Source organism: Streptomyces sp. NPDC101160 (assembly GCF_044768205.1).
In the GTDB taxonomy this organism is placed as follows: domain Bacteria; phylum Actinomycetota; class Actinomycetes; order Streptomycetales; family Streptomycetaceae; genus Streptomyces.
On the sequence record NZ_JBIWPJ010000001.1, the window covers coordinates 1,170,431 to 1,197,103 of the forward strand.

At 74.6% G+C, this 26,673-nt stretch carries 22 protein-coding genes and 1 pseudogene; 13 read left to right on the forward strand and 10 right to left on the reverse strand.

The genetic code is table 11. From position 1 onward, the window contains the following. Positions 1-83: 83 nt before the first annotated feature. The 5 genes and pseudogenes from ACIRSU_RS05140 to ACIRSU_RS05160 all read left to right on the forward strand — a co-directional run bounded on the left by ACIRSU_RS05140 (position 84) and on the right by ACIRSU_RS05160 (position 5,882). On the forward strand, positions 84-506 hold the full coding sequence (locus ACIRSU_RS05140; protein WP_403789278.1) for a hypothetical protein: 423 nt from the start codon (positions 84-86) through the stop codon (positions 504-506). After that, entirely contained in the window at positions 503-835 is a 333-nt protein-coding gene (locus tag ACIRSU_RS05145) for a transcriptional regulator (RefSeq protein WP_403789279.1), read from the forward strand. The genes ACIRSU_RS05140 and ACIRSU_RS05145 overlap by 4 nt, the downstream gene beginning before the upstream one ends. A gap of 118 nt (positions 836-953) precedes the next feature. Beyond that, positions 954-1,595, forward strand: a pseudogene (locus ACIRSU_RS05150) (SWIM zinc finger family protein); the annotation flags it as partial. Between the two features lie 83 nt (positions 1,596-1,678). Then, positions 1,679-4,363 carry a DUF6493 family protein gene (locus ACIRSU_RS05155; protein WP_403789280.1) on the forward strand — a complete coding sequence of 895 codons (2,685 nt, stop codon included), beginning with the start codon at positions 1,679-1,681 and terminating at the stop codon, positions 4,361-4,363. A 97-nt stretch (positions 4,364-4,460) separates the two neighbouring features. Continuing rightward, positions 4,461-5,882, forward strand: a complete 1,422-nt coding sequence (locus ACIRSU_RS05160; RefSeq protein WP_403789281.1) for a GNAT family N-acetyltransferase — start codon at positions 4,461-4,463, stop codon at positions 5,880-5,882. A gap of 147 nt (positions 5,883-6,029) precedes the next feature. Here ACIRSU_RS05160 and ACIRSU_RS05165 read toward each other — a convergent pair whose 3' ends face one another. Continuing rightward, positions 6,030-7,268 (reverse strand): trans-sulfuration enzyme family protein, encoded by a 1,239-nt coding sequence (locus ACIRSU_RS05165; protein ID WP_403789282.1) that lies wholly within the window; start codon positions 7,266-7,268, stop codon positions 6,030-6,032. A 60-nt stretch (positions 7,269-7,328) separates the two neighbouring features. Here ACIRSU_RS05165 and ACIRSU_RS05170 point away from each other — a divergent pair, with 60 nt between their 5' ends. The 3 genes from ACIRSU_RS05170 (at position 7,329) to ACIRSU_RS05180 (ending at position 10,125) form a co-directional block, all read left to right on the forward strand. Then, entirely contained in the window at positions 7,329-7,826 is a 498-nt protein-coding gene (locus ACIRSU_RS05170; protein ID WP_403789283.1) for an Lrp/AsnC family transcriptional regulator, read from the forward strand. A 59-nt stretch (positions 7,827-7,885) separates the two neighbouring features. Then, positions 7,886-9,595 (forward strand): DUF885 domain-containing protein, encoded by a 1,710-nt coding sequence (locus tag ACIRSU_RS05175; protein ID WP_403789284.1) that lies wholly within the window; start codon positions 7,886-7,888, stop codon positions 9,593-9,595. 80 nt (positions 9,596-9,675) lie between these two features. Then, the gene (locus ACIRSU_RS05180) at positions 9,676-10,125 is read left to right on the forward strand and encodes an Lrp/AsnC family transcriptional regulator (protein ID WP_403789285.1); all 450 of its coding nucleotides are present in this window, start codon (positions 9,676-9,678) and stop codon (positions 10,123-10,125) included. Here ACIRSU_RS05180 and ACIRSU_RS05185 read toward each other — a convergent pair. The 3 genes from ACIRSU_RS05185 to ACIRSU_RS05195 all read right to left on the reverse strand — a co-directional run bounded on the left by ACIRSU_RS05185 (position 10,115) and on the right by ACIRSU_RS05195 (position 15,312). Further along, positions 10,115-13,450 carry an AAA family ATPase gene (locus ACIRSU_RS05185; protein ID WP_403789286.1) on the reverse strand — a complete coding sequence of 1,112 codons (3,336 nt, stop codon included), beginning with the start codon at positions 13,448-13,450 and terminating at the stop codon, positions 10,115-10,117. The two genes, ACIRSU_RS05180 and ACIRSU_RS05185, sit on opposite strands and share 11 nt — an antisense overlap. Next, positions 13,447-14,616 (reverse strand): exonuclease SbcCD subunit D, encoded by a 1,170-nt coding sequence (locus tag ACIRSU_RS05190; protein ID WP_403789287.1) that lies wholly within the window; start codon positions 14,614-14,616, stop codon positions 13,447-13,449. Before ACIRSU_RS05190 ends, ACIRSU_RS05185 begins: the two co-directional genes overlap by 4 nt. 69 nt (positions 14,617-14,685) lie before the next feature. Continuing rightward, positions 14,686-15,312 carry a YigZ family protein gene (locus ACIRSU_RS05195; protein ID WP_403789288.1) on the reverse strand — a complete coding sequence of 209 codons (627 nt, stop codon included), beginning with the start codon at positions 15,310-15,312 and terminating at the stop codon, positions 14,686-14,688. Positions 15,313-15,422: 110 nt separating this feature from the next. Between ACIRSU_RS05195 and ACIRSU_RS05200 the strand changes: the two genes are divergently transcribed. Then, entirely contained in the window at positions 15,423-15,830 is a 408-nt protein-coding gene (locus ACIRSU_RS05200; protein WP_403789289.1) for a CoA-binding protein, read from the forward strand. A 2-nt stretch (positions 15,831-15,832) separates the two neighbouring features. On the opposite strand, the gene ACIRSU_RS05205 is transcribed toward ACIRSU_RS05200, so the two are convergent. Beyond that, entirely contained in the window at positions 15,833-16,396 is a 564-nt protein-coding gene (locus ACIRSU_RS05205) for a YbaK/EbsC family protein (RefSeq protein ID WP_403789290.1), read from the reverse strand. A gap of 43 nt (positions 16,397-16,439) precedes the next feature. Beyond that, the gene (locus ACIRSU_RS05210; RefSeq protein WP_403789291.1) at positions 16,440-17,012 is read right to left on the reverse strand and encodes a helix-turn-helix domain-containing protein; all 573 of its coding nucleotides are present in this window, start codon (positions 17,010-17,012) and stop codon (positions 16,440-16,442) included. A 103-nt stretch (positions 17,013-17,115) separates the two neighbouring features. Between ACIRSU_RS05210 and ACIRSU_RS05215 the strand changes: the two genes are divergently transcribed. Further along, positions 17,116-17,997 carry an EamA family transporter gene (locus ACIRSU_RS05215; RefSeq protein WP_403789403.1) on the forward strand — a complete coding sequence of 294 codons (882 nt, stop codon included), beginning with the start codon at positions 17,116-17,118 and terminating at the stop codon, positions 17,995-17,997. Positions 17,998-18,122: 125 nt separating this feature from the next. On the opposite strand, the gene ACIRSU_RS05220 is transcribed toward ACIRSU_RS05215, so the two are convergent. Beyond that, positions 18,123-18,890 carry an acyltransferase gene (locus tag ACIRSU_RS05220; RefSeq protein WP_403789292.1) on the reverse strand — a complete coding sequence of 256 codons (768 nt, stop codon included), beginning with the start codon at positions 18,888-18,890 and terminating at the stop codon, positions 18,123-18,125. Positions 18,891-19,012: 122 nt separating this feature from the next. On the opposite strand from ACIRSU_RS05220, the gene ACIRSU_RS05225 reads away from it, so the two are divergent. Next, the gene (locus ACIRSU_RS05225) at positions 19,013-19,552 is read left to right on the forward strand and encodes a gamma carbonic anhydrase family protein (protein ID WP_403789293.1); all 540 of its coding nucleotides are present in this window, start codon (positions 19,013-19,015) and stop codon (positions 19,550-19,552) included. A gap of 53 nt (positions 19,553-19,605) precedes the next feature. Here ACIRSU_RS05225 and ACIRSU_RS05230 read toward each other — a convergent pair whose 3' ends face one another. From ACIRSU_RS05230 to ACIRSU_RS05240, 3 genes are all read right to left on the reverse strand, one after another. Continuing rightward, complete coding sequence (locus ACIRSU_RS05230; protein ID WP_403789294.1) at positions 19,606-20,268, reverse strand: DedA family protein; 663 nt, start codon at positions 20,266-20,268, stop codon at positions 19,606-19,608. Between the two features lie 107 nt (positions 20,269-20,375). Next, positions 20,376-23,111, reverse strand: a complete 2,736-nt coding sequence (locus ACIRSU_RS05235; protein WP_403789295.1) for a glycoside hydrolase family 3 C-terminal domain-containing protein — start codon at positions 23,109-23,111, stop codon at positions 20,376-20,378. A gap of 124 nt (positions 23,112-23,235) precedes the next feature. Then, positions 23,236-23,673, reverse strand: a complete 438-nt coding sequence (locus ACIRSU_RS05240; protein ID WP_389345303.1) for a DUF4442 domain-containing protein — start codon at positions 23,671-23,673, stop codon at positions 23,236-23,238. Positions 23,674-23,863: 190 nt separating this feature from the next. Here ACIRSU_RS05240 and ACIRSU_RS05245 point away from each other — a divergent pair, with 190 nt between their 5' ends. Both ACIRSU_RS05245 and ACIRSU_RS05250 read left to right on the forward strand, forming a co-directional pair. Further along, complete coding sequence (locus tag ACIRSU_RS05245) at positions 23,864-24,991, forward strand: hypothetical protein (RefSeq protein WP_403789296.1); 1,128 nt, start codon at positions 23,864-23,866, stop codon at positions 24,989-24,991. 118 nt (positions 24,992-25,109) lie between these two features. After that, positions 25,110-26,387, forward strand: a complete 1,278-nt coding sequence (locus ACIRSU_RS05250; protein ID WP_403789404.1) for an MFS transporter — start codon at positions 25,110-25,112, stop codon at positions 26,385-26,387. Positions 26,388-26,673 lie beyond the last annotated feature (286 nt).

Here is a 26,673-nt window from a genome sequence, read left to right on the forward strand (position 1 = left end):
CCTTTCGCGCACCCCATAGTTGCCTTGGCTGCACTTACTTGCCATAGTGGAAAGTACTTGCAGTCAAGACAAGGGGGGTCGTCATGTCCGAATACTCGGAAGCCGCCGAGGTGCTGGGCCGCACCGCCCGGCTGGAGAGCTCGGCCCGGCGCCAGGGCGGTGGCTGGTATCTGCGCTACCTGCTGGCCTTCGGCGGCGTACAGCTGTTCTTCGTACCCGCGGTGCTGTTGTGGCACGAACCGGCCGCGTTCGCGGTCACCATGGCGCTGTACGTCTCGATCGTCATCGCGCTGAGCGTGTACGCGTCCCGCCAGCCGGCGGTTCGGCGGCGCTTCGGGCTGCGGCACAGCCTCACACTCGCCGCGTGGGCCGCCATGTTCACGACCTCGATGGCGCTGGGCACCTCTCTGCTGCGGGACAGCGTGCCCTTCGCCGTGGCCGCCACGGCCGCCTGCGTGGCTCCGGTGGCCGTCGCGGCGCTCCTCGAACGGCGTGCGCGGGCATGAGCGAGACGACGGACAGCCGGGGCGGCGACCGCCCTGGCGCACATCCACGGCACGACCTGGAGCCGCTGCTCACCTCCCCGGTGCGGCTCTCGGTCGTCGCGGCCCTCGCGCCGCTGGACAAGGCCGAGTTCGGTTTCGTCCGCGATCTGGTGGAGGTCAGCGACTCGGCCCTGTCCAAGCAGGTCTCGGCCCTGGAGGAGGCCGACCTCGTGTCCGTGGACAAGGGCCGGGTGGGCCGCCGGGCCCGGACCTGGCTGGCCCTGACGGAACGGGGGCGCACGGTGTACCGGCGGCATCTCGACGCGTTGCGGGCCATCGCCGGCGCGTGAAGGAGGCCCGGTGGGGGCGCCTGACGCCCCCTCATGTCCGGGCCCCCGTAACTCCGTTTCCGCAGGCCAGAACCCATGCCAGGGCCGATTGTCAGTGCCGGGCCCTACGGTCGTTCGCATGACGCGATCCGTACAGGCGCTCGCCTACGCACGCCCGTCCGCCCTGGAGCCCGTGGGCTCCGGGCGGCTGCTCGGCCTGGAGACGGCCGGGGGTCTCACGCCGCGCGGCGCCGAGGCCCGTCCCCGGTTCTTCTCCGGATTCCTCACCTCGCCGCAGCCGGCGGCGCGCGGTCTGCTGGCCGTCGCCGACGTGGCCGCGGCCCGTTACCACCAGCGGATGAGACCGGGTTCGCTCGACCCGGTGGTGACGGGCAACGGCGACCGGCTCCGGTTCGAGTCGTTCTCGGGCTGCGGCGGGGTGTACGCACGGCTCGACGTGCTGAGCGCGGGGCTCGGCGGTGCGCAGACCGGGCACGGGACGACGAACGTGGACGTCAACAACCCGCTGCGGGAGGCGCTTTCGCGGCTCACCGGGGACGATCCGCTGCATCTGCGGGTCGGGCCCGAGGAGTTGGCGGTGACGACGCTGGACGGCCCGGTGGTGGAGAAGAAGGTGCCGCTGCCGGACCGCTGGCTGCGCGGGTTCGCCGAGGCGCAGGTGTCGTCGGCCGGCTTCGATCTGCGGGCCGGGCTGTCGGGCGCGGAGGCGGTGCGGTTCCTGCGTTCGCTGCCCCGCTCGCAGACCCGGGGCCGGCGCGGCCCGTGCAAGCACGCGCTCGCGGTGCGGATGACGCGTCGCGGGGCGAAGGTCGAGACGGCCGGGACGGCCGTGGGGGGTGTGCGATGACCACGACGACGCTGACGGTGACGGAGAGGGCGGCGGTGGCCGATGGGCTGCTCGCGGCGGTCCGGGCGGGACGGCACGCCGATGTGCCGGGCCTGCTCGCCCATCTGGACGCGGCAGCCCGGAAGGCACTGCTTCCGGAGCTGAAGGAGCTCCGCAAGGAGGTGCGCGGCTGGGGCTGGGACCAGTGGAACGCTCAGGTGGAGGCGCAGCGCGCGCTGCGGGTGGCCGGCGCGGGCTGCCACACGGGCGCCGCCGCGGCCGCCGCCTGGATCGGCGCCCGGGACCTGACCGGCTGGGGCGAGCACACGATCGACGGCATCCTCGCCGTGCTCGCCGACCGGGAGCCCGCGTGGCTCGCGGACCTGGCGCAGCGACTGGCCGAGCGGCCGGCGGTCGCCGAGGACCAGTACCGCCTGGTGCACGCGCTGGTGGTCCGCTCGGGCTGCCCGGTGCCGACGAACGAGGGGTATCTGCTCGGCTGGACGCGGGCGATGGCCGGCCGGCGGCTGGTGGAGACGCTGCGCGCCGACCCGCAGACGCCGGTGCTCGTGCCGTACGTCCTGGAGCTCACCGAGACGCCCGGGCAACTGGTCTGGTCGTACGGGGCCGAGTCGCCCGCGCACTGGCCGGGCGCCCTCAGGGCGCTCGCCGACGAGGGCGTCCTGGACCGGGCCGGGCTGGTCGAGAGCTGTCTCTCCCGGCTCCTCCGCGGCGGCCGGCCCCGCGATCTGCGCTTCCCGCTGGCCCTGCTCGAGCTGCTCGGGACGACTGACGAGGAGCGGCGCGGGCGGGTCGCGGACTGGCTCGGCATGGTGGCGGACGCCCCGTCGCCGGTGGCCGCGTACGCGCAGAAGGTCCTCGCCGAGCTCGCCCTGGACGGCGGGCTCACGGTGGCGGAGCTGGCGGAGATGTCCGGTGCGGTGCTGTTCCGCACCGAGAAGAAGCTGGTGCGGGCGCAGCTGACGCTGCTCGGCAAGGTGCTGCGGCGCGCGCCGGACGCGGCGGCGGAGCTGCTGCCGGTGGTCACGGACGCGTTCGGGCACGAGGACACGGTGATCCAGGAGCGGGCGCTGGCCCTGGTGGGGCGGCATCTGGGACGCGTGGACGAGCAGGTGCGCGTGGAGCTGGCGGGTGCGGCCGAGCTGTTGAGCCCGGTGCACCGGGCGGCGGCGGTGGAGCTGTTCGGGATGGCCGCGCTGGGCGACGACCTGCCGTATGTGGAGGTGCTGCCGCCGGTTCCTGAGCGCCGTCCGCTGGCACCCGCGGCGGCGACGGTCGCGGAACTGGTGGAGGAGCTGGTCGCGCTGGAGCGGCACCAGTACGAATCCCTGGAGGACTTCGAGCGGGCGCTGGACGGTGTCGTACGGCATGCGCACCGGGACCGGAGGGCACTGACGGCGGCGGTGCGGGAGGCGTTCTCGGGGGCGTACTGGCTGGAGCGCACGGACCATGTCTCGCACGGTTCGCAGGGGATCCTCACCGTGCTCGCGGCGCTGCTCGGCACGGCGCGGCCGGAGACGATCGACGCCGCCCGCAGGCGTCCGGCCGGTACGCCGTCCTGTGCGCACAGGGCGCTGACGCGGGCGGTCGACACCCGGATGTGGGAGACGGCGTGGATGCTGACCACCGCGGCGCGGGTGCCGTTCCTGCTGGCCACGCCGACCTGGCACACCGGGGCGATCGATCCGCTGGCGCTCGTGGCGCGGCTGCGGGAGTACCGGGACGCCGGAGTGGAGCCGATGCCGGTGGACCTGGCGCAGGCGCTGCTGCGGGTGCGGAAGGGCGACCCGTCGGCGGCCACGGCGGCCTCGGAGGCGGCGGCGCTCGGCACCGGGGCCGGTGCACGGCTCGCGGACTGGCTGACGGCCGACGAGTCGCTCGCGCCAGGACTGCGTTTCCTGACCCGGGGCGAGGACCACGGGTCAGGGCGGTGGTGGCTGGCGGACCGGCTGGTGCTCACGGTGCGGGAGCGGCGGGTGATACGTGACGAGTTCCCGCCCGCGTTCGCGTGGCTGGGCGCGTCGCCGACGGAGATCGCGCGCGGGTGCGGCCACTACCACTGGTCGGGGCTGCGTCCGCTGTGGCCGGGGGTGCTGCCGGACGACCGGGAGACCCTCGCGGCCTGGCTGCTGCCGTCGCTGTTCGGCGGGGCCGAGTGGGAGGAGCGGGGCGCGGCCTGGGGGCTCACGGCGCTGGCCGAGGCGGACGGGCCGGTCGGCCCCGCCGTCCATCTCGCGCTCGCCGTCGGGCTCGGCTGCCGGCACGCCGAGGACCGGCTGACGGCCGTGGACGCGCTGCTGGTGCTGGCGTCCCGGGGCGAGCTGGATCCGGTGCTGCTCGGGGCGCGGCTCGCATCGCTTGTCGCCGAGGGGACGGCGAAGCCGAACCGGCTGGCGGACGCGGCCCGTACGGCGGCGGCGACCGGGGCGTACGCGACGGTGCGCGCGGTGCTCGTGGAGCTGCTGCCGGCGCTGCTCACCGCGCCGAAGCCGGTGCGCGGGACCGGGGAGCTGGTGGCCGTCGCGGCGGAGTGCGTCGAGCGGTGCGGCGGGTCCGGCGGTACGGCGGCGGTCGCGGGGCTCGCGGAGACGGCGGCGCGGCCGGGGTCGACGCAGCTGGTGGTGCAGGCGCGGCGGCTGCTCGCCGCGCTCGGACAGGGGGTCGAGCAGGCTCAGTCGTAAGCGGTCGAAATAGGTCTCTAAGGCCCCAGATCGGCGCTTAACCCATCAGACACAAATCGTTCGTGATCACGCAACACCGCTGGGTCACAGTGACCTCATGACCGATCTGAAGACCGCGCAGAACGCCCGCCGCAGCCACCACTGGCGGCACGACGTCATCGAGCTCGCCGCGATGTTCACCGCTGTGGTGGTGGCCGACTCGATCGCCAAGACCATCGCCAAGGGCCCCGACGGCCCCTACCTGCTGGTGTTCTCGGCGATCGCGCTGGTCGCCACCGCCGCCTTCCACACCTGGTGGGCGCGGCGGCACAGCCATGCGCCGCCCGTCGACGATCCCGGCGGCAGCGGGGAGGCCTCCTCGCTGCCGCCGGCCGCCGCGTCCGGCGTCGACCCCACCCCCGTGGGGGACTCTGCCGGAACGGTCCTGTGGCGGATGCGGACCACCGTCCGCGACACCCCGGGCAGCCTGGCCGCGTTGTGCACGGTGCTCGCCCGGCACGGGGTGGACATCCTGACCCTGCAGACCCATCCGCTCGCCGAGGGCACGGTCGACGAGTTCCTGCTCCGGGCACCCGCCGCGCTGCAGACCGGCACGCTCACCCGGGCCGTCGCCGCGGCCGGCGGGGCCGACACCTGGACCGAGCGCGCCGACGCCCACGACCTCGTCGACACCCCGACCCGGGTGCTCGGCCTCGCCACCCGCACCGCGCTCGACGCGGCCGAACTCCCGCTCGCCCTGCGCCAGCTCCTCGGCCGGTGCACGATCCACTCGGTCCCCGCGGTGTCCCTCAGCGGCCGCCCCACCGGGGAACAGGCCCCCGAGGAGGGCGTCCTGGAGGAGACGGTGATGCGGCTGCGCGACCCCAGTGGCGGCACGCTCGTCATCGAGCGGCCCCATCTGCCGTTCACGCCGACCGAGTTCGCCCGGGCCCGCGCCCTGGTCGAGCTCGACGCCCGGCTCGGTCCGCGCGTCCCGCCCGGCAGTGACGTGCTCACCCTGCCCGAGGGCAACGAGATCACCGTCCGCCGCGCCGACCGGCGCGACCTGCCCGCCGCGCGTGCCATGCACGACCGCTGCTCCGCCCGCACCCTGAGCCTGCGCTACCACGGCCCCGTCGCCGACGCCGACCGCTACCTCGACCATCTGCTGAGCCCGCGCTTCGGCCGCACCCTCGCGGCGCAGACGGCCTCCGGCCGGGTCGTCGCCCTCGGCCATCTGCTCTGGGACGGCGACGAGACCGAGGTCGCCCTCATGGTGGAGGACGACTGGCAGCGGCGCGGCATCGGCGCCGAACTCCTCGGCCGACTGGTGGCGATGGCGGACGAGGCCGGCTGCGAGAGCGTGTACGCGGTGACCCAGTCCTCCAACACCGGCATGGTGGCCGCCATGCGGGCGCTGAACCTGCCGCTCGACTACCAGGTCGAGGAGGGCACCCTGGTCATCACCGCCCGCCTGGCCGACCGCCCGGCCCGAACCCGGGCCGCGCAGCCCCAGGCCCAGGCCCAGACCCGGCCGTAGACGCGGAGCCCGGCCCGGACTCCGGCCCGGACCCAGACCCAGACGCCGGGGGCCGACGCCCAGGCCCGGCCACGGCCCGGCCGGGATCAGGGCCCGGACCTGGCCCCGGCCACGGCCGGAATCAAGGCCCGGACCCGGTCCCCACGGCTAAGCCTGCGCGACGGCCTCCGCCAGGACCGGTCGCTCGGCGACGGTCCCGGGCCCGGTCGCCCTGCCGAGGGCCTGCGTCAGGTCGGCCCACAGGTCCTCGACGTCCTCCAGGCCCACCGACATCCGCAGCAGCCGGTCGCTGATGCCGCCCGAGCGCCGGTCCGAGGCGTCGACGATGCGGTGGCTGATCGAGGCCGGGTGCTGGATCAGGCTGTCGACGCTGCCGAGGCTGACGGCCGGCGTGATGAGCCGGACGCCCGAGATGACCTCGTGCGGATCCCCGTACACCTCGAAGGAGACCATCGCGCCGCCGATCCGCGGATAGTGCACACGCGCGACCCGCGGGTCGGCCTCGAGCCGGCGGACCAGTTCGGCCGCGGTCGCCGAGGCGGCCCTCACCCGGACGGGCAGGGTGGAGAGGCCGCGCAGCAGGAGATAGCCGGCGAGCGGGTGGAGCACGCCACCGGTCGCGAAGCGCACCTGGCGCAGGACGCGGGCGAACTCCTCGTCGCAGGCGACGACGCCGCCCATCACGTCACCGTGGCCGCCGAGGTACTTGGTGGCGCTGTGCAGCACGATCCGCGCACCCAGCTCGGCGGGCCGCTGGAGGACCGGGGTGGCGAAGGTGCTGTCGACGAGCAGCGGCACCGAACCGCAGGCGTGGGCGACGGCGCGGATGTCGACCTCGGCGAGGGTCGGGTTGGCGGGCGACTCGACCATCACCAGACCGGTGTCGGGCCGCAGCGCGTCCGCGACGCCCGCCGGGTCGGTCCAGGTGACCTCCGTACCGAGCAGGCCGGCGTTCAGCATGTGGTCGCTGCATCCGTACAGCGGACGGACGGCGACGACGTGCCGCAGCCCCGCGCTCGCCCGGCTCAGCAGCACCGCGCTGAGCGCGGCCATGCCGCTGGCGAAGGCGACCGCCGCCTCGGTGCCCTCCAGACGGGCGAGGGCGGTCTCGAAGCGGCCGGTGGTGGGGTTGTCGAGCCGGGCGTAGACCGGCGGCCCGTCCGGCCGGGCGCCGGTGGTGGCGAACTCGTCGATCCGGGCGGCCTCGGCCCGGGCGTCGTACGAGGGGTAGGTGGTGGACAGGTCGAGCGGCGGGGCGTGCAGACCGAGCTCCGCGAGGTCGTCGCGGCCGGCGTGCACGGCTTCGGTGGCCAGGGCCCGGGTGAGGGCGGCGGCCGGGACGGCTGAGGCGAAGCCGCCCAGAGCGGCATCCGTGGAGGTGTCCATGCGCGGCACTGTGAACGGATACCGGACCGTAGCGGGAAAAGCCCGTGCTACGTTCGGCCGATGGCCGATTCTGTCGTACTGGACGCGGTCGATCTGCACATTCTTCGCCTACTGCAGAACGACGCCCGGACCACTTACCGCGAGCTCGCCGCCGAGGTGGGCGTCGCCCCCTCCACCTGTCTGGACCGGGTGTCCCGGCTGCGCCGCACCGGTGTGATCCTCGGACACCGGCTACAGCTGAATCCGGCCAAACTCGGCCGCGGCCTGGAGGCGCTGCTCCTGGTCCAGGTCCGGCCCCACCGGCGTGAACTGATCGGTCCGTTCGTCGAGCGGATCAGGGCGCTGCCCGAGTCCCGGGCGCTGTTCCACCTCACCGGACCGGACGACTATCTGGTCCACGTGGCCGTCGCGGACCCCGCCGACCTGCAACGACTCGTCCTGGACGAGTTCACGTCGCGACGCGAGGTGGCCCGGGTGGAGACCCGGCTGATCTTCCAGCAGTGGGAGTGCGGCCCTCTGCTGCCGCCCGTCCCGGGTGCTCATTTGTCAGCCGACTGAGATCGACTGAGAGTTCGGGAGGGTGACGCGGGAACGGCGCTGGGGCGAGGATGAGCTCCATGCCAGACACCTCCACCCCCGCCCTCCCCCGCAAGGTCGCCGACGACCACGTCGACGCGCTCATCGAACTCGACCCGATCACCGGAACGTTCCTGGGAGTCCGCGAGAGCGCGGGCCGCCTGCCCGACTTCTCGCCCGCCGGACAGGAAGCCGTCGCCGCCCTCGCCCGGCGCACCCTCGCCCGGCTCGACGAGGCGGAGCAGCAGCCGGGTGCGGCGGACGAGGCGGAGCGGCGCTGCGCCCGGCTGCTGCGGGAGCGGCTGACCGCCCAACTCCTCGTGCACGAGGCGGACGAGGGCCTGTGCTGCGTGAGCAATCTGCGCTCGCCCGCGCACAGCGTGCGCCTCTCCTTCACCATGCTGCCCACCGCGACCGTCGAGGACTGGACGGCCGTCGCCGCACGGCTGCGCGCGGTCCCGGCGGCCCTGGAGGGCTACCGGGCCTCGCTGACCCTCGGTCTGGAGCGGGGCATGCGCGGCGGGCCGCGTGCCACCGCCACCTTCGTCACCCAGCTCACCGAGTGGGCGAGCGCCGGGCCGGACGGGGCCGGTCAGGGCTGGTTCGCGGGCTTCGCGGCCGGCGCCGGCGACTCCGTACCGGAGGAGCTGCGCGCCGAGCTCGCGGCGGCCGGCGCGGGCGCGGACCTTGCGTGCACCCGGCTGCGGGACTGGATGCGCGACGTGTACGCCCCGGCGGTCGCCGACGCGCCCGACACGGTGGGCCGGGAGCGCTACCGGCGCTGGTCGCGCTTCTTCAACGGCACCGACCTGGACCTCGACCAGGCGTACGCGTACGGCTGGTCCGAGTACCACCGGCTGCTCGGCGAGATGCGTCTGGAGGCCGGGCGGATCCTGCCCGGCGCCGACCCCTGGGAGGCGCTGGCCCACCTCGACGAGCACGGCGCGCACATCGAGGGCGTCGACGAGGTGCGGTCCTGGCTGCAGCGGCTGATGGACGAGGCGATCGAGGCGCTCGACGGCACCCACTTCGAACTCGCCGAGCGGGTGCGGCAGGTGGAGTCCCGGATCGCCCCGGCGGGCAGCGCGGCCGCCCCGTACTACACGGGCCCCTCGGAGGACTTCGCCCGCCCCGGCCGCACCTGGCTGCCGGTCGACGGGCAGTCCCGCTTCCCGGTGTACGACCTGGTGTCGACGTGGTACCACGAGGGCGTGCCCGGCCACCACCTCCAGCTCGCGCAGTGGGTGCACGTGGCCGACCGGCTCTCCCGCTACCAGGCGACGGTCGGCAAGGTCAGCGCCAACACCGAGGGCTGGGCGCTGTACGCGGAGCGGCTGATGGACGAGCTGGGCTTCCTCAAGGACCCGGAGCGCCGCCTCGGCTACCTCGACGCGCAGATGATGCGGGCCTGCCGGGTGATCGTGGACATCGGCATGCACCTGGAGCTGGAGATCCCGGCGGACTCGCCGTTCCACCCGGGCGAGCGGTGGACGCCGGAGCTCGCGCAGGAGTTCTTCCAGCGGCACAGCAGCCGGCCGCCGGCCTTCGTGGAGAGCGAGATGACCCGGTATCTCTCGGTTCCCGCGCAGGCGATCGGCTACAAGCTGGGCGAGCGGGCCTGGCTGCTCGGCCGGGCCAACGCGCGGGCCGCACACGGCGACGCGTTCGACGCGAAGGCGTGGCACATGGCGGCGCTCTCGCAGGGTCCGCTGGGTCTGGACGACCTGGTGGAGGAGATCTCCAAGCTCTGACGGCGCCGCCCGGGATTCCGGCATGTGAGAAACCCCGGGAGGACTTGAACTCCCGGGGTTTTCCCTGCAAGGTCACGCCCATGACCAGCGGATACACCCCGGACGCCACGGACTGGCGGATCCTCGCGGCCCTCCAGGAGCAGGGCCGGGCCAGCTTCGCCGAGCTCGCCCGGGCCGTGTCCATGTCCCCGTCGGCGGTGACCGAGCGGGTGCGGCGCCTGGAGGAGGCGGGGGTGATCGCCGGGTACACGGCGGTCGTCGACCAGGAGCGGCTCGGCCTGCCGATCCTCGCGTTCGTCCGGCTGCGCTATCCGAACGGCAACTACAAGCCCTTCCACGACCTCATCGCCACCACCCCGGAGGTCCTGGAGGCGCACCATGTGACGGGCGACGACTGCTTCGTCCTGAAGGTGGCCGCCCGGTCGATGCGGCACCTGGAGGAGATCTCCGGGAAGGTGGGCGCGCTGGGCTCGGTGACGACGAGCGTCGTCTACTCCTCGCCGCTGCCCCGGCGCGCGATCAGCCGCTGAGCGCCTCTCCTCCGGTACGGAGCCGGACCGCCGACCCGTGCCGGGCCTTGACGACCTCCAGCTGGGCCGGGATGCGGCGGCGCAGATCGCCGACGTGGCTGACGATGCCGACGCTGCGGTCGCGCTCCCGCAGCGAGTCCAGGACGTCGAGGACCTCGTCGAGGGTCTGGTCGTCGAGGCTGCCGAAGCCCTCGTCGATGAAGAGGGTGTCGAGCCGGACGCCGCCGGCCTCGTCGGTGACGACGTCGGCGAGGCCGAGGGCGAGCGCGAGGGAGGCGAAGAAGGTCTCGCCGCCGGAGAGCGTCGCGGTGTCCCGCTCGTTGCCCGTCCAGGCGTCGACCACGTGCAGCCCGAGGCCGGCGCGCCGGCCGCCGCTGCGGGCGTCGGAGTGGACGAGGGTGTACCGGCCGGCGGACATCCGCTGGAGCCGGGCGGTGGCGGCGGCCGCGACCTGTTCGAGCCGGGCGGCGAGCACGTACGACTCCAGGCGCATCTTGCGCTCGTTCTCGGCCGAGGTGCCGGCGGTGAGCCCGGCGAGCCGGGCGACCCGCTCGTACTCCTCGCGCAGCGGCCCGAGCCGGCGCACCTCGGCGTCGGCCTCCCGGGACAGCCGGTCCAGCGCTTCCGTCCGCTCCTGTACGGCGGAGAGCGCGGCGGCGGCCTCGCGCAGCGCGCGCTCGGCGGCGGCGTACGCGGCCTCGGCGGCGGCCGGGTCGGCCGGCGGCAGCGCGGCGGCGGCAGCGGTGGCCTCCTCCCGGAGCCGGTCGGCGACGGCCGCGGCCTCGGCCTGCCAGGCGTCGACCCGCTGCTGCAGCGTGCGGCGGGTGGTCTCGTCGAGCAGCGCGGCCGCGGCCGCGGCGGGCGTGTCGAACCCGGCCCTGAACGCGGCGTCGGCCAGCCGGTCGTCGGCCTCCTTGAGCCCCCGCGCGGTCACCTCGGCGGCCCGCACGGACTCCGCCGCCTCGGTCAGCAGCGCGATCCGCCGCTCGAGCAGCGTCGCGTGCGCGGCCACGCTCCCGGACTCGCCGCGCCCCCGCGCCAGTTCGGCCGCCAGAGCGCCCTGCTCCTCCTCCAGCGCCTCCCGCCGCGACGTCCGCGCCGCCACCCGCCGCTCGGCCTCACGAAGCGCGGCCCCCCGCTCCTCGTACTCCCGCTCGGCCCGCGCCAGCTCCTCCCGCGCGGCATGCGTCTGCGCGGCGAGCGCATGGGCTTCGGCGTGCGCGCGGGTCAGCTCGTCGACCTCGCGCACGAGATCGCCGACGGCGGGGTCGAGGGCGGAGTCGGCGGCACCGGTGGCCCGGCCACCCGTGCCTCCCGCGCTGAGGGCCGCTGAGTTCATCGCCCATCCCTCGCCGCCGCCGTTGACGGCGACGGCGGGGCTGCCGCCCGTGCGGGCAGGGGCCAGGGCATGGTCCAGCGCACCAGCCGCGTCGGCTACCCGATCCGCCCCGGCCGCAGCCGTGCCCGGCTCGGCCTCGCCCGCGATCCGGGCAACGCCCGAACCGCGCCCGGCGGCCCCGGAGCCATCGGCCGGCGCCTGGTTCGCGGCCGTGGGCCGGGCGCGACGGCCGGGCTCGTCGGCGCCCGACGCACCCGCGCGGGCCTCCTGCCTGGCCGCCTCCCACGCCTCCGTCGTCGCGGCGACGCCCGTCTCCGCCGCCGTGCGCACCTCGTCGGCGCGGGTGTACGCGGCGTAGGCCGCGTCCTCGGCGGCGCGGTCGACGTGGTCGGCGGTGGTGCGGGCGGGGGCGGGGTGGTCGGCGGAGCCGCAGACCTGGCAGGGGGCGCCGGGTTCGAGGGCGGCGGCGAGTTCGGCGGCGATGCCGCGCAGGCGGCGGGACTTGACGTCGAGCCAGTGCTCGTGGGCCTCGTTGCGGCGCTCGCGGGCGGTGGTCAAACGCTCCCGGGCGCCCGCGAGTTCGGCGGCGAGGTCGTCGCGGCGGCGGGCGGCGGCGAGGCGGCGGCGGGCCTGGGCGAGACGGCCGGCGAGCTGTTCGGCGCGGGCGGTGGCGTCCTGGGCGGCCTCGATGCGCTGCCGCAGCACGGCGCGGCGCTGCTCCCAGCCGGCCAGCCAGGCGGCGGCGTCCTGGACGAACTCCTCGTCGGCGCGGGCCTCCCGGTCGAGGCTCGCCCGCTCGGCGCTGATCTCGGCGTGCCGCGCTTCGGCACGGCGGGCGGACTCCAGAGCGCCGAGCTCCTCGCGCAGCCGCCGCTCGACCGTGGAGAGGTGCTCGGCGCCGGCGTCGGCGAGGTCGGGCGGCAGCACGGAACGGGCCCGGTCGCGGGCGCTGTTCGCGGTGCGGTGGGCTGCCTCGGCGTGCTCGCGCAGGCCGAGCGCGGGCGCGACCCGGTCGGCCTTGAGGGAGCGGTCGAGGGCGGCCTGCCAGTCGTCGCGCTGCGGGCGGCGGGCGGTCAGCTCGGCCTGGCGGCGGAGTGCGTCGGCGTGCCGGGCCTGCCGGTCGGCGAGTTCGCGGGCGGCGTCGAGCGCGGCGCGGGCGTCGGCCTGCCGCCGCTCGGCGGCGGCGAGGCGCAGCTGGGCGATGTCGAGGGTTTCGCGGGCCTCGCTGCGGGCGAGGGCGGCACGGGTCTGGACGGCCTCGGCGAGGCCGGGTTCGCCGGGCCGCTCCGTCACGTCGGCGGCGCTCCCGGTCCCGGCGGCCTGGGCCATCCGGTGGGCGAGGGCGAGCAGCCGCTCGTCGCCCTCGCGGACCTGGTGCTCGGCGGCCCGGCGCAGCTCGGCGAGGCGGTCCTCGACGGCCGCGAAGCGGCGGGTGTCGAAGAGCCGGCCGAGGAGCTTGCCGCGGGCCTCGGCGTCGGCGCGCAGGAAGCGGGCGAAGTCGCCCTGGGGCAGCAGCACGACCTGGCAGAACTGGTCCCGGCTCATGCCGAGGAGCTGGCTGATCTCCTCGCCGATCTCCTGGTGGGAGCGGCTGAGCGCGCGCCACTCGCCGGTCCCGGCGTCGCGCTCGCGCAGCCAGCTCTGCGCCTTCTCCGTGGTGAAGCCGCTGCCGCGCTTCTTGGGGCGTTGCTGGGCGGGCCGGCGGGTGATCTCCAGGCGCCGCTCGCCGACGGTGAGGTCGAGGGTGACCTCGGTGTACGTGCCGGCGGCGGCGTGGTCGCTGCGCAGGCCGGCGCCGGGGCTCTGCCGGGCGCCGGGCACGGCTCCGTACAGCGCGAAGCAGACGGCGTCGAGGACGGAGGTCTTGCCGGCGCCGGTGGGGCCGTGGAGCAGGAAGAGCCCGGCCGACGACAGGGCGTCGAAGTCGATCTCCTGGGTGGTGCCGAAGGGCCCGAAGGCGGTGACGGCGAGGCGGTGGAGTCTCACCGGCTCACCTCGCGCTCGGCCGCGTCCACCCGGACGTCGTCGAAGGCGCCGTAGAGGACGGTCCGCTCGGCGCCGTCGGGTCCGGCGCCGCCGCGGACGTGGGCGACGAAGTCCTCGGCGATCTGCTGGTCGCTGCGGTCGCGGAGCCGGGTGGCGTAGGAGACGAGGGAGTCGTCGTCGCCGCGCTCGGGGTCGAAGACCAGGCTGAGGGTGTGCGGGAAGCGGGCGCCGATCCGGGCCATGGGGTCGGCGGGGCGCACCGGGTCGGTGAGGGTGGCCTCGACCCAGGCGTCCTCGTGACGGGCGAGGGCGGGGTCGGCGAGCAGGTCGTCGAGGTGGCCGCGGATCCGGGCGAGGGGCCGGGGCACGGGGCAGTCGACGCGCTCGGCGAGGTCGACGGCGCCGTCCGCGCCGAGCTCGATCAGCCACATGGTCTTGCGGTGGTCGGTCTCGGAGAAGGAGTACGCGAGCGGGGAGCCGGAGTAGCGGACGCGCGGGGTGATGGTCTGGCTGCCGTGGAGGTGGCCGAGGGCCACGTAGTCGACGCCGTCGAAGACCGCGGCGGGGACGGCGGCGACGCCGCCGACGGTGATGTCGCGCTCGCTGTCGCTGGGTTCGCCGCCGGCGACGAAGGCGTGGGCGAGGACGACGGAGCGGGTGCCTTCGGGCCGGGTGGCGAGGTCGGCGCGGACCCGGTCCATGGCGGCGGCGAGCACGGCCTCGTGCCCCGCCTTCTCGGCGCCGAACTGCTCGCGGACCAGGGCAGGTTCGAGGTACGGCAAACCGTAGAGGGCGACGTCGCCGTGGGCGTCGGCGAGGACGACGGGGGTGCCGGCGCCGGCCGGGTCGGTGCGCAGATGGATGCCGGCCCGCTGGATGAGGCCGGCGCCGACGCCGAGGCGGCGGGCCGAGTCGTGGTTGCCGGAGATCATGACGGTGGGCACGCCTGCGTCGGCGAGCCGGTGCAGGGCGGTGTCGAAGAGCTCGACGGCGGCGAGCGGGGGCACGGCGCGGTCGTAGACGTCCCCGGCCACCAGGACCGCGTCCACCTCGCGCTCGCGCGCCGTCGCCACCAGGTGGTCGAGGAACGCGGCCTGGGCGTCGAGCAGCGCGACCCGGTGGAACGACCGTCCCAGGTGCCAGTCCGACGTGTGCAGAAGCCTCATGGTTCCTGAGCGTATCGGTGGGGTACGACAACGCCGGCCGGCTCGACGCTGCCGGACCCGGACGCCGGCTCACCCGTCGCCGTACGCCTCGCCGCCCAGTTCGAACGTGGCCTCGCCGGCCGTGGCGTCGGCGAGCCAGGCCGTGAAGTCCGTCACATCGGCGTCGGGCAGCCCGATCTCGATGGTGACGGCCTCCCCGTAGGTCACCTCGCGGACGGACCGGCCGGTGGACCGCAGGTCGTTCTGGAGCTTGCCCGCGCGGTGGTGGTCGACGGTGACGGTGGCGAGCCGGTAGCGGCGCCGGGTGATCGTGCCCAGGGCGTCGAGTGCCTCGCCGACCACCCCGCCGTACGCGCGGATGAGCCCGCCCGCGCCGAGCTTCACGCCGCCGTAGTAGCGGGTGACGACGGCGGCGACGTACCGCATCTCGCGCCGCAGCAGCATCTGGAGCATCGGCACCCCGGCGGTGCCGCCGGGCTCGCCGTCGTCCGAGGCCTTCTGGACGGAGGCGTCGGCGCCGATGACGTACGCGAAGCAGTTGTGGGTGGCCGTCGGGTGCTCGCGCCTGATCCGGGCGACGAACGCCTGCGCCTCCTCCTCGGTGGCGACGGGCGCGAGCGCGCAGATGAAGCGCGATCGGTTGATCTCGGTCTCGTGGACGCCCTCGCCGGCGAGCGTGCGGTACTGCTCCTGCATCCCGCCAGCCTATGCGCTCGTCCGCGCTCGTCCGCGCCCGGGAATCTCCTGGTGACCGCGCTGGTTGCACGTTCCGGCAGAGCACATCACACGCCCGCAGGAGGCAGCGCATGTACGGCACCCCGGAGACCGTTCGCAGGATCCTCACCGAGAGCGGCGACACGTGGGCGATCGTGGGGCTGTCCAACAACAGTGCCCGGGCGGCGTACGGGGTGGCGCAGACGCTCCAGCGGTTCGGCAAGCGGATCGTGCCGGTGCATCCGAAGGCGGAGACGGTGCACGGGGAGCAGGGGTACGCGTCGCTCGCGGACATCCCGTTCCCGGTGGACGTGGTCGACGTGTTCGTGAACAGCGAGCTGGCGGGCGCGGTCGCCGATCAGGCGGTCGGGATCGGCGCCAAGGCGGTCTGGTTCCAGCTCGGGGTGGTCGACGTGGAGGCGTACGCGCGGACGCGGGAGGCGGGGCTCGAGATCGTGATGGACCGCTGCCCCGCCATCGAGATACCGCGGCTGGCCTGACGCTACGCGGCCGCCAGGCCCAGGCCCTCCAGGACGACGGCGCCGGGGAGCTCGGCAAGGGCCTTGCCGGGCACGATGAGCTTGCCGCGCCGGCGTCCGCTGCCGATGAGGACCCACTCGGTGTCGACGACGGCTGCGTCCACGAGGACGGGCCAGGCGCCGGGCAGGCCGATCGGGGTGATGCCGCCGTATTCCATGCCGGTGTCGCCGGTCGCGGTCTCGATCGGCGCGAAGCGCACCTTGCGGGCGCCGAGTTCGCGCCGGACGGCGCCGTTGACGTCGACGCGGGTGGCGGAGCGCACGACACACGCGGCCAGGGTGGTGGTCTCGCCGCGCCTGCCGGCGACGATGACGCAGTTGGCGGACGCGTCGAGCAGCCCCGGCCCGTGGTGCTCGACGAAGACGGCGGTGTCGGCGACGGCCGGGTCGGTGTCCACGTAGAGGAGCTGCTCGGCCGGTACGGTGCCGCGCCAGGCTCGGACGGCGGCCGCCACGGGGGCGGTGAGCAGGTCGAGGCAGTCGGGGGCGGGCCGGGCGTCGTCGAAGTCTCCGAGAGGTGCGCGCATGCCGGCACGCTAGCAACTCGGCTTCCCGCGACGGCTGTTCGTCTCAGCGTGCGGGCGGGATGGAGACGGCCATCGTCATCTCCACGGTCTGCTCGCCGTCGTTGCGGTAGGCGTGCGGCACGTTGCTCTCGAAGACGGCGGAGGTGCCGGCCGGCATGGGGTGCTCCACTCCGTCCACGACGAGGGTGAGGGTCCCGGCGGTGACGTGGAGGAGTTCGGTGGTGCCGTCGGGGTGCGGGTCGGAGGCGCTGCCGTCGCCCGGCATCAGGGTCCACTCCCACAGCTCCAGGGGCCCGCGGGCCTCGGTGCCGACGAGGAGCGTGGTGTGGCTGCCGGTGGAGGTGGACCACATGCGTACGGCCTGCTCCGGCGGCACGAGCCGGACGTGGGGGCCCTGCTCGTAGTCGAGCAGGGTGGTGATCGAGACGCCGAGCGCGTCGGCCAGCTTGACCGTGGTGCCGACGCTGGGGTTCGTGCGGGCCTGCTCGATCTGGATGATCATGCCGCGGCTGACCCCGGCCCTGACGGCGAGGGCGTCCAGCGTGAAGCCGCGTTCGTTGCGCCAGCGCTTGAGGTTGCGGGCGAGCGACTGGGTGAGCTGATCGAGGTCCGACACTTTCCGTCCAATATTGTGAATGACAGAGTTCAACAGGTTGTACTACCGTGTGGTGCACCCGATTGTTCACTGCACTGTACTGCGAGGACCCCTGATGACGGCACTGACGGCGGTGTTCGCCCTGGCCACCAGTCTGCTCTGGGGACTCGCCGACTTCGGCGGCGGACTGCTCACCCGCCGCTTCCCCGCACTGACCGTCGTGGTCGTCTCGCAGTCCATAGCCGTCGTCGTCCTCGGCACGGTCGTCCTCGCCACCGGCGCGCTCGGCGAGGCGGGGCCCCGGCTCTGGTACGCGGTCGCGGCCGGCGCGGTCGGTCCCGCCGCGATGCTCGCCTTCTACCGGGCCCTCGCGCTCGGCCCGATGGGCGTGGTCTCCCCGCTCGGCTCGCTCGGCGTGGTCGTCCCCGTCGGCGCCGGCCTGCTCCTCGGCGACCGGCCGGGACTGCTCCAGTTCGCCGGGATCGCGGTGGCGGTCATCGGAGTCGTCCTGGCCGGCGGCCCGGAACTGCGCGGTGCGCCCGTTCAGCGCCAGGCGGTGCTCCTCACCCTCGTCGCGGCCTTCGGCTTCGGCGCGGTGATGGCCCTGATCTCCGAGGCGTCCACCACACTGACCGGCCTCTTCCTCGCCCTCTTCGTGCAGCGCGTGACCAATGTCGTCGTGGGCGGCGGCGCCCTGCGGTTCTCCGTCAGGCGCGGCGGCCGCGCCCTGCCGGAGGCCCTGCCGGAAGGTGGCGGCCCCCTCAAGGCCGTCGCCCTGGCGCTCCCGGCACTGGCCTTCGTGGGCCTCGCGGACGTCGCCGCGAACGGCACCTACGCGCTGGCCGCCCAGCGCGGCCCGGTCACCGTCGCCGCGGTCCTGGCCAGCCTCTACCCGGTGGTCACGGCGCTGGCGGCCCGCGGCGTGCTCAAGGAACGGCTCCGCGCGGTCCAGGCGGCGGGCGCGGGCCTGGCCCTGGTGGGCACGGTCCTGCTGGCCTCGGGCTGACGCACCGTCACACGGTCACCTCGTACCGCCAGGCGGTCACCCTCGTACGGGTCGCGCCGTCACCCTCGTACGGGTCGCGCCGTCACCCTCGTACCGCCGCCATGCCGTCACCCTCGTACATCACGTCAGCGCTCGAGCTCCGCGAGGTCGTTCAGCTCCTGCTCACCCAGCCCCGCGAGCGCCGCCAGCTGCTCCGGTGTGATGCCGTCCGGGATCGGCCGCGGCGCCGGCGTGCGCAGCGGGGGCTGCCAGCCCTTCTCCGGGTCGTAGGAGCGGACCACCTTCGCGGGCGCGCCCGCCACCACCGCGTGGTCGGGCACCTCGCCCCGTACGACCGCTCCGGCGGCCACCACCACGTTCCGGCCGAGCCGGGCACCGGGCAGGATCACGGCGCCGGTGCCGAGCCAGCAGCCGGGGCCGATGACGACCGGCTCGGAGCGGGGCCACTGGCGCCCGACGGGCACGTCGGGGTCGTCGTAGCTGTGGTTGGTCGAGGTGATGTAGACGTACGGGCCGCAGTAGGTGTCCGAGCCGATGGTGATCGGCGCGTCGGCGATGACATGGCTGCCGCGGCCGAGGACGACGCCGTCGCCGAGGGTCAGCACCGTGTCCGTGCCCAGGTCGAGGTCGGGCAGCATGCCCGCGGTCAGCGTGACCTGCTCGGCGATGATGCAGCAGGCACCGATCTCGATCCACCGCTCGCCGAAGACCGTGCCCTGCGGGAACGCGAGCCGGGTGCCCTCGCCAATGCGACGGAAGCGCAGCCGCCCCGGATGCTCGGCCGTGACCGCGCCCGCCTGCTGGATCCGGCGCCAGCCGCCCTGCAGTGCGCGGGCGACGACACGGCGCCGCCAGGCGGTCAGCGATGAGAACGTGTTTCTGTTCCGGGGCACCCGGACACCGTAGTCGGCGGCGTCGCCGCTGATCAGACCGGTGCGCTGTGATGTCCGTCATGAGCGCGGACTAGGGTGCGGTCCGAGCGCGACCGACACAGCCAGCGATGCAGGAGCGAACGATGTCAGAGATCTCAGGGGCGTTGATCAAGGGTGTGGGCGGCAAGGAGCCCCAGGTGGACCCGACCGCCTTCACCGCCCCGACCTCGGTGGTGCTCGGCGAGGTGACCCTCGGGCCGCGCACCAGCGTCTGGTACCACGCCGTGCTGCGCGCGGACTGCGGGCCGATCGAGCTCGGCGAGGACACCAACGTGCAGGACAACTGCACGGTCCACGTCGACCCGGGCTTCCCGGTGTCGATCGGCGCGCGGGTGACCATCGGCCACAACGCGACCGTGCACGGCTGCGTCATCGAGGACGACGTCCTCGTCGGCATGGGCGCGACCGTCCTCAACGGGGCCAGGATCGGCGCCGGTTCGCTGGTCGCCGCGCAGGCGCTCGTCCCGCAGGGCATGCAGGTGCCGCCGGGTTCCCTGGTGGCGGGCGTGCCCGCGAAGGTGCGCCGCCCGCTGACGGAGGAGGAGCAGGCGGGACTCCGGCTCAACGCCGAGATGTACCTGCACCTCGCGAAGGCCCACGCGGAGACCTTCGCGGACGAGTGACCCCGGGACCGCTCCCGGGCCCCGGGACCCGGGAGCCCAGGGCCCCGACCTTCCTATTCGGCGGCGGCCGTCTCCGTAACGGCCGCCGGCTCGCCGGCCGCCGAGTGGGCAGCGGCGGCCTTCTTGGCCCGGTTCTTCAGGATCAGCATCGACACGACGCCGATGAGGACCGCGAGCACCAGGCCCAGCCACGAGAAGCGCTTGAGCCAGGCCTCGGCGACGATGCCCACGGTGTAGATGACGGCCGTGGTGCCGCCTGCCCACAGCACGCCGCCGAGGACGTTGGCGATCAGGAACTTCCAGTACGGCATGCGCAGCACGCCCGCGAGCGGCCCGGCGAAGATCCGCAGCAGGGCGACGAAGCGGCCGAAGAAGACCGCCCACATGCCCCACTTCTCGAAGGAGCGCTCGGCGAGGCCGATGTTGCCCTCGCTGAAGTGCTTGGGGAACCTCTTCCCGAGCCTGGTCAGCAGCGGCCGGCCGCCCTTGCGGCCGATGGCGTAGCCGATGGAGTCGCCGACGATCGCGCCGACGCTGGCGCAGGCACCGAGCACGTACGGGTTGATGTGGCCGTGCTGGGAGGCGAGCAGGGCCGAACTCACGAGGACGATCTCGCCGGGCAGCGGGATGCCCAGGCTCTCGATCCCGATCACCACCCCGACCAGTGCGTAGACGGCGATCGCGGGGATCGTCTCCAGCCATTCCTGGACGTGCACGCGGGTTCCTCTCCCGTGTCGGCGACCGCTTCGGCGACCGCTTCGGCGACGCTTCGGCGACCCGAATCGATCCCGGGCAGCCTACCCCGGGCCGCGGTAAGCGGGCGCTAAGCGCCGCCTCGCCCGGGCGCGCTCCGGGCGCCGCCCCGGCCCGGTGCCGCCCGGACCTCGGCCCGCGCCGTCAGCCGGAGTTCGCGGGAGGAGGCCCCGACCCACACCTGCCGCCGCCCGGTGCCGAGCACCCAGCGGTGCCGGGCCGGGTCCCAGGAGGACAGCGTCCGCGCGGCGACCGGGACGGTGACCCGGCGGCGCTCCCGGGGGGCGAGCTGGAGCCGGCGGTAGCCGGCGAGCAGCCGGACCGGCTGGTCGATGCCGAGGGCGGCGAGGTCGGGCGAGGGGCCGAGGTAGATCTGCGGCACGTCGATGCCGGTGCGCAGCCCGGTGTTGACGACGGTGAAGCTGACGTGGAGCCCGTCGCCGACCGCCTCGACGTCGAGTTCCCCGTATCCGAAGGTGGTGTACGACAGGCCGTGGCCGAACGGGAACAGCGGCGTGACGCCCTGGGCGTCGTACCAGCGGTGGCCGACGTGGATGCCCTCGGCGTACAGCTCGATGCCGCCCTGCCCGGGGTAGCGGCTCGGGTCGCCGGCGGTGGGATGGGCGTCCGCGGAGCGCGGAAAGGTCTGGGTGAGCCGGCCGCCGGGGTCGGCGTCGCCGAAGAGCACGGCGGCGGTGGCGGGTCCGCCCTCCTGGCCCGGGTAGTACATCTGGAGCACGGCCGCGGTGGCGTCGAGCCAGGGCATGGTGACGGCCGACGAGGTGTTGAGGACGACGGTGGTGCGGGGGTTGGCGGTCGTCACGGCCCTGATCAGGGCCTCCTGGCGGCCGGGCAGGGCGAGGCCGGTGCGGTCGCGGCCCTCGGTGGCGTCCTCGTAGGCGAAGAGGACGACGCTGTGGGCGGCGCGGGCGGCGCTGACCGCCCCGGCGACGTCGGCGGCCCGGCTGGCGCCGTCGGCGGCGCGCAGCCGGAAGAGCTGCCCCTCGGCGCCGCCGTCGGCCGCCACGGTGAGGACGTGGGCGCCGGCGGCGAGGCGGCGGTCGGCGCGGCGCAGCTCCAGGCCGTCGGCGGCGCGGCCGCCGAGCCCGCCGGTGAAGTACTCGGCGATGCCCGGCCGGACGGGGAAGAGCTCGGCGCCGTCGAGCAGCACGGTGGGGCGCCGGCCGCTGTAGTGGACGAAGAAGCTCCAGTCGTCGTCGACGGTGGTCGTGAGCATGCCCTCGTAGCTCCAGGTCTCGCCCGCCGCGACGGCGACGGCGTCGAGGGAGCGCGCGGGTGCGAGACCGCCGCCGGTCTGCGCGAACGGCTTGCCGTAGGGGTCCTCACCGAGGGCGTACGTGACGGTGGCGCCGTCACCGGCCCGGGCGCGCAGCGCGTCGAGGGGGCTGATGGCGGCGTCGGGGACGACGTGGGCGCTGCCGCCGCCGCTGACGAACGGCACGGCGCCGGTGGGGCCGATGACGGCGAGGGAACGGGCGGCCGGGCCCGTGAGCGGCAGCGCACGGGCCTCGTTGCGCAGCAGGGTGGCCCCGGCGAGCGCGACACGCAGCGCGAGCCGAGCCCCGGCGGGCGCGTCGCGCTCGGGCCGGGCCGCGGGCTCGGTCTGCTCCGGCCCGTCCGTGAGCAGGCCGAAGCGTTCGCACACGGTCAGGAGCCGGCGTACGGCGGTGTCGACGGCGGCCTGTTCGACGCGGCCCTCGCGTACGGCGCGGGCGAGCGCGGCCCCGTAGTAGCGGCCGCCCGGCATCTCCATGTCGCAGCCGGCGGTGAGGGCGGCGGCGGTGGAGTGGACGGCGCCCCAGTCGCTCATGACCCAGCCGTCGAAGCCCCACCGGTCGCGCAGGATGTCGCTGAGGAGCGCGCGGTTCTCGGTGGCGTGGACGCCGTCGACCTTGTTGTACGCGGCCATGACGGCGCCCGCGCCGGCGGCGACGGCGGCCTCGAAGCCGCGCAGTTCGGTCTCGTGGAGGGTCTGCTCGCCGGCCCGGACGTCGACGGTCATCCGGTCGTGTTCCTGGTTGTTGAGGGCGAGGTGCTTGACGGTGGCGATCAGGCCCTCGGCCTGGATGCCGCGGACCTCCGCGGCGACGAGGTCGGCGGCGAGCAGCGGGTCCTCGGCGAAGGTCTCGAAGTTCCGGCCCGCGTAGGGCGTGCGGATGAGGTTGACCATCGGCGAGAGCAGCACGTCCTGGCCGAGGGCGCGGCCCTCGCGGCCGATGACCTGGCCGTAGGCGCGGGCGAGTGCGGGGTCGAAGGCGGCGGCGAGCATCACGGGCGCGGGCAGCGCGGTGGCGGGCTCGTGGACGCGGACGCCGGCGGGGCCGTCGGCGAGCCGGAGGGCGGGGATGCCGAGCCGGGGCACGCCGGGCACGTAGCCGGCCTGGCCGAGGTCACGGGGGTCGGTGTGCCCGTGCAGCAGCGTGGTCTTCTCGTCGAGGGTGAGCTGCTGGAGGAGCCGGTCGACCCGTTCGGAGACCCGTCCGGTGGCGATCCGTCGGCCGCGGGCCGTGGCCCGGGCGCCGCCGGGCAGGGCGGGGGCGACGGTGAGGGCCGCCGCGCCGGCGAGGGCGAGCAGCAGCCGGCGCCGGGAGGTCGGGCGGGATGCGCGAGCGAGGACGGCAGCGGTCGGGGTGGTGGCGGTGACGGGAGGGGCGGCGGCGTTGACGGGAGCAGTGGCGCTGACGGTGACGGGAGGCGTGGCCGGCGCGTCGTGGTCGGCCATGTGCCGCGACGGCTCCGGCCGTTCGCGCTGTTCCTGCTGCTCCGGGGCGGGGGCTTTGGGCACGGCGGCGCTCCTTCGGACCGGCACGATTCCGACGATCTGCATTGATCGCACTATGCGTGACGGTTCGTCCGATTCGGTGCCGCCGTGCCGGGCTCCCCTCTGGGAACCCGGCTCCGGGCCCTGCTCAGTTGTTCGGGCGCAGGGTCCACACGACGGTCATCTCGCCGGTGACGGCGCCGTCCTCGCGCGTGATGTCGATCCGCACCGGGAACTCGGGGCGCTGGCCGGCGTCGAGTTCGGCGACGACCTCGGCGGCCGGGCGGCCCAGGGTCGCGGTGGCGGTGACGACGCCCATGGCGAGCTTCTTGTAGCCGATCTCGGCCTTGACGGCGAGCGGCACGGCCCGGCCGAGCTGGTCGCCGAAGGCGGCCAGGACGATGGCGCCGCTGGCGGACTCGGCGAGGGTGAACATGGCTCCGGCGTGCGGGCCGCCCACGTGGTTGTGGTAGTCGGCCTGGTCCGGCAGGCGCACCACGGCGCGCTCGGGGGTGGTCTCCAGGAACTCGAGGTTGAGGGTCCTGGCCATGGGCACCGTGGCGGCGAGCATCTCGCCGACGGACATCTGGTCTGCGCTCATGAGCCGTGATGTTACCCGCGAGTAGCAGACTTGGCCATCCCCTTCCGCCGCCCTCCGCCATCGGTTCCACCATCGGTTCCACCATCCGTTCCGCTCCCCGTTCCGCTCTCCGTTCCGACATCCGTACGGGGGCGGCCGTAGCCTGTCACCGGCCGCACCTCTATCGTTACGGCCCATGTGGCCAGGACAGCAGCCGCCCGGGGGCGAGCAGAACCCGCAGGACCAGAGTCAGAACCCGTACGCCCAGCCGGCACCGCAGCCCGGCTACGGCTACCCCAACCAGCAGCCGGGCGCGCAGCCCGGGCCGTACCAGCAGCCGGGTCAGCCCGGTCCGGGCCAGCCCGGCGGTTACGGCCAGCCGAACCCGTATCAACAGCCCACCCAGCAGGGCGGATACGGCCAGCCGAACCCGTACCAGCAGCCGACCGTGCCGCAGTACGCGATGCCGGGCCCCGTCCAGCCGGGCGGCGGTGACGGCAGCGGCGGCAAGAAGAAGCAGACCACCGTGGTGGCGATCGTCGCCGCCGTCGCCGTGCTTGCCGCGGCCGGTGTCGCCGGCTGGCTCGTCCTCGGCAAGGACGACGACAAGAAGAACCAGGCCGACGACCCCAAGCCGAGCCAGTCGACGATCTCGGCGCCGACCACCTCCGCCTCCCCGTCGCTCGACAACCCGCGCGACGAGGCGTCGCACCAGCCGACGATCCCCGGCTGGAAGGTCGTCTACAACCCCAAGTACGGCACGCTGTTCGACGTACCGCCGGAGTGGGAGCTGTCCAAGCCGGGCACGATCAACTTCTTCGAGGACGAGAAGAAGGGCGACGGCTCCCCCGTCGTCACGATGTCGGCGCCGGCGCACTTCAAGACCAACTGGTGCTCCTACGACACCAACAAGGACGGTTCCCCGGAGACCTGGGGCCTGAGCACCGCAGGCACCAAGGGCGGCCAGGGCGCCAAGGACACCGCGGAGGCGGCCTACAACGAGGCCGGCAACTGGGTGTGGGCGGGCTACGCCCAGCACATGCCCAAGGGCACGATCAAGATCACCAAGGCGGTGCCGTTCACCACCGCTTCCGGGCTCCAGGGCAGCATGGCCACGGCTGTCGCCCCGAACATCAAGAAGCGGAACAAGTGCGAGTCGGACGGCAAGTCCGTCGCCTTCTCCTTCAAGAACGCCAAGGGCGACTTCTCCTCCTTCGTGCTGTACGCCGCCAAGGGCGTCAAGGAGGAGGTGCCGGACGAGACCATCAAGAAGATCGTCTCCACCGTGCGCCTGGCCCCCGAGGCCCCGTCCCCGCAGTCGTGACCGGACTCATGACAGGGCCGGGACGGAAGTCGGAACCCGGGTCGGGACCGGAGTCGGGACCCGGGTCGGGACGGGCGTCGGGACCCGGGTCGGGACCGGAGTCGTGATCCGCGACCGGATGCCCGACTGGGCAGGGCGGAACTACCTGCTCCTGACCGCCGCCGCGATCGTCACCAACCTGGGCACCCACGGTGCCCTGATCGCGGCGGCGTTCGCCGTCATCCAGTCCGGCGGCGACGGCGGTGACGTGGGCCTGGTGGCGATGGCGCGCACCCTGCCGCTGGTGCTCTTCCTGCTCATCGGCGGAGCGGTCGCCGACCGGGTGCCGCGGCACCGCGTGATGGTCGCCGCCAACGCCCTCAACTGCGTCTCGCAGGCCGTGTTCGCCGTCCTCGTCCTCACCGGCGAGGCCCGGCTGTGGCACATGATGCTGCTGACCGCGCTGTGCGGCACGGGGCAGGCGTTCTTCAACCCGGCCGCCGAGGGCATGCTGATGTCGAGCGTCAGCGGCGAACAGGCCGGCCGCGCCTTCGCCCTCTTCCGGATGGCGATGAACGGCGCCGGCATCGGCGGTGCGGCGCTCGGCGGCGCGCTCATCGCCGCCATCGGGCCCGGCTGGATGCTCGCCGTGGACGCGGCGGCGTTCGCCGTGGCGGGCGCGCTCCGCGCCTTCCTCGACGTCCGGCACATTCCCGAGCGCGCGCCCGGCGGCGGGCTGCTCGCCGATCTGCGGGAGGGCTGGGACGAGTTCGTGAGCCGGCCCTGGCTCTGGTCGATCGTCGCCCAGTTCTCCGTCGTGGTCGCCCTGGTGGGGGCCGCCGAGTCGGTGTACGGACCGCTGGTCGCCCGCGACCAGCTCGGCGGCGCCCGGCCCTGGGGCCTCGCGCTCGCCGCGTTCGGTGTCGGCACGCTGTGCGGTGCGGTCCTGATGGCCCGCTGGAAACCGCGCCGGATGCTGCTCGTCGGCACGCTGTGCGTCTTCCCGATCGCGCTGCCCTCGGCGGCGCTCGCGGTGCCGCTCGACGTGGTGGGGCTCTCGGTGGCGATGTTCGTCAGCGGGGTCGCCATCGAGGGGTTCGGCGTCTCCTGGATGACGGCGCTGCACCAGGAGATCCCGGAGGAAAAGCTCTCCCGCGTCTCCGCCTACGACTGGTTCGGCTCCACCGCCATGCTGCCGCTCTCCACGGCCCTCGCCGGCCCCGCGGAGACCGCCTTCGGCCGCGGCACGGCGCTCTGGGGCTCGGCGACGCTGATCGTGGTGGTGACGGCGCTGGTGCTGCTGGTGCCGGACGTACGGAACCTGACGCGGCGTACGAAACCGGTGGCGGCTTCGGACGGCGGCGTCGAGGCCGGCGTCGAGGGCGGCGTACGGAGCGAGCCGGCGGACCTGAGCTGACGGGCGCGGGCGCGGCGCCGGGCCAGGCCGGGGCTGTCGTCCGGATCTGCCGACTCCGCGAGCCGACAGATCCGGGTCCGGCCCTCGGCCCGCGCAGGGCGACGGGCGGTGCTTGTCGTCCGAACCAGGCCGGATCAGCTGGCCGGGCGACCCGAGACCGACCGCCGGCCCGCCCTGGACGGCGGGCGGCGGGCGGCGCCTGTCGTCCGACCAGGCCGGCTCAGCAAGCCCGGCAAGACCCGAAACGGGCCGCCACCTCGTGCGAGGTGGCGGGCCGGGCCTGCCG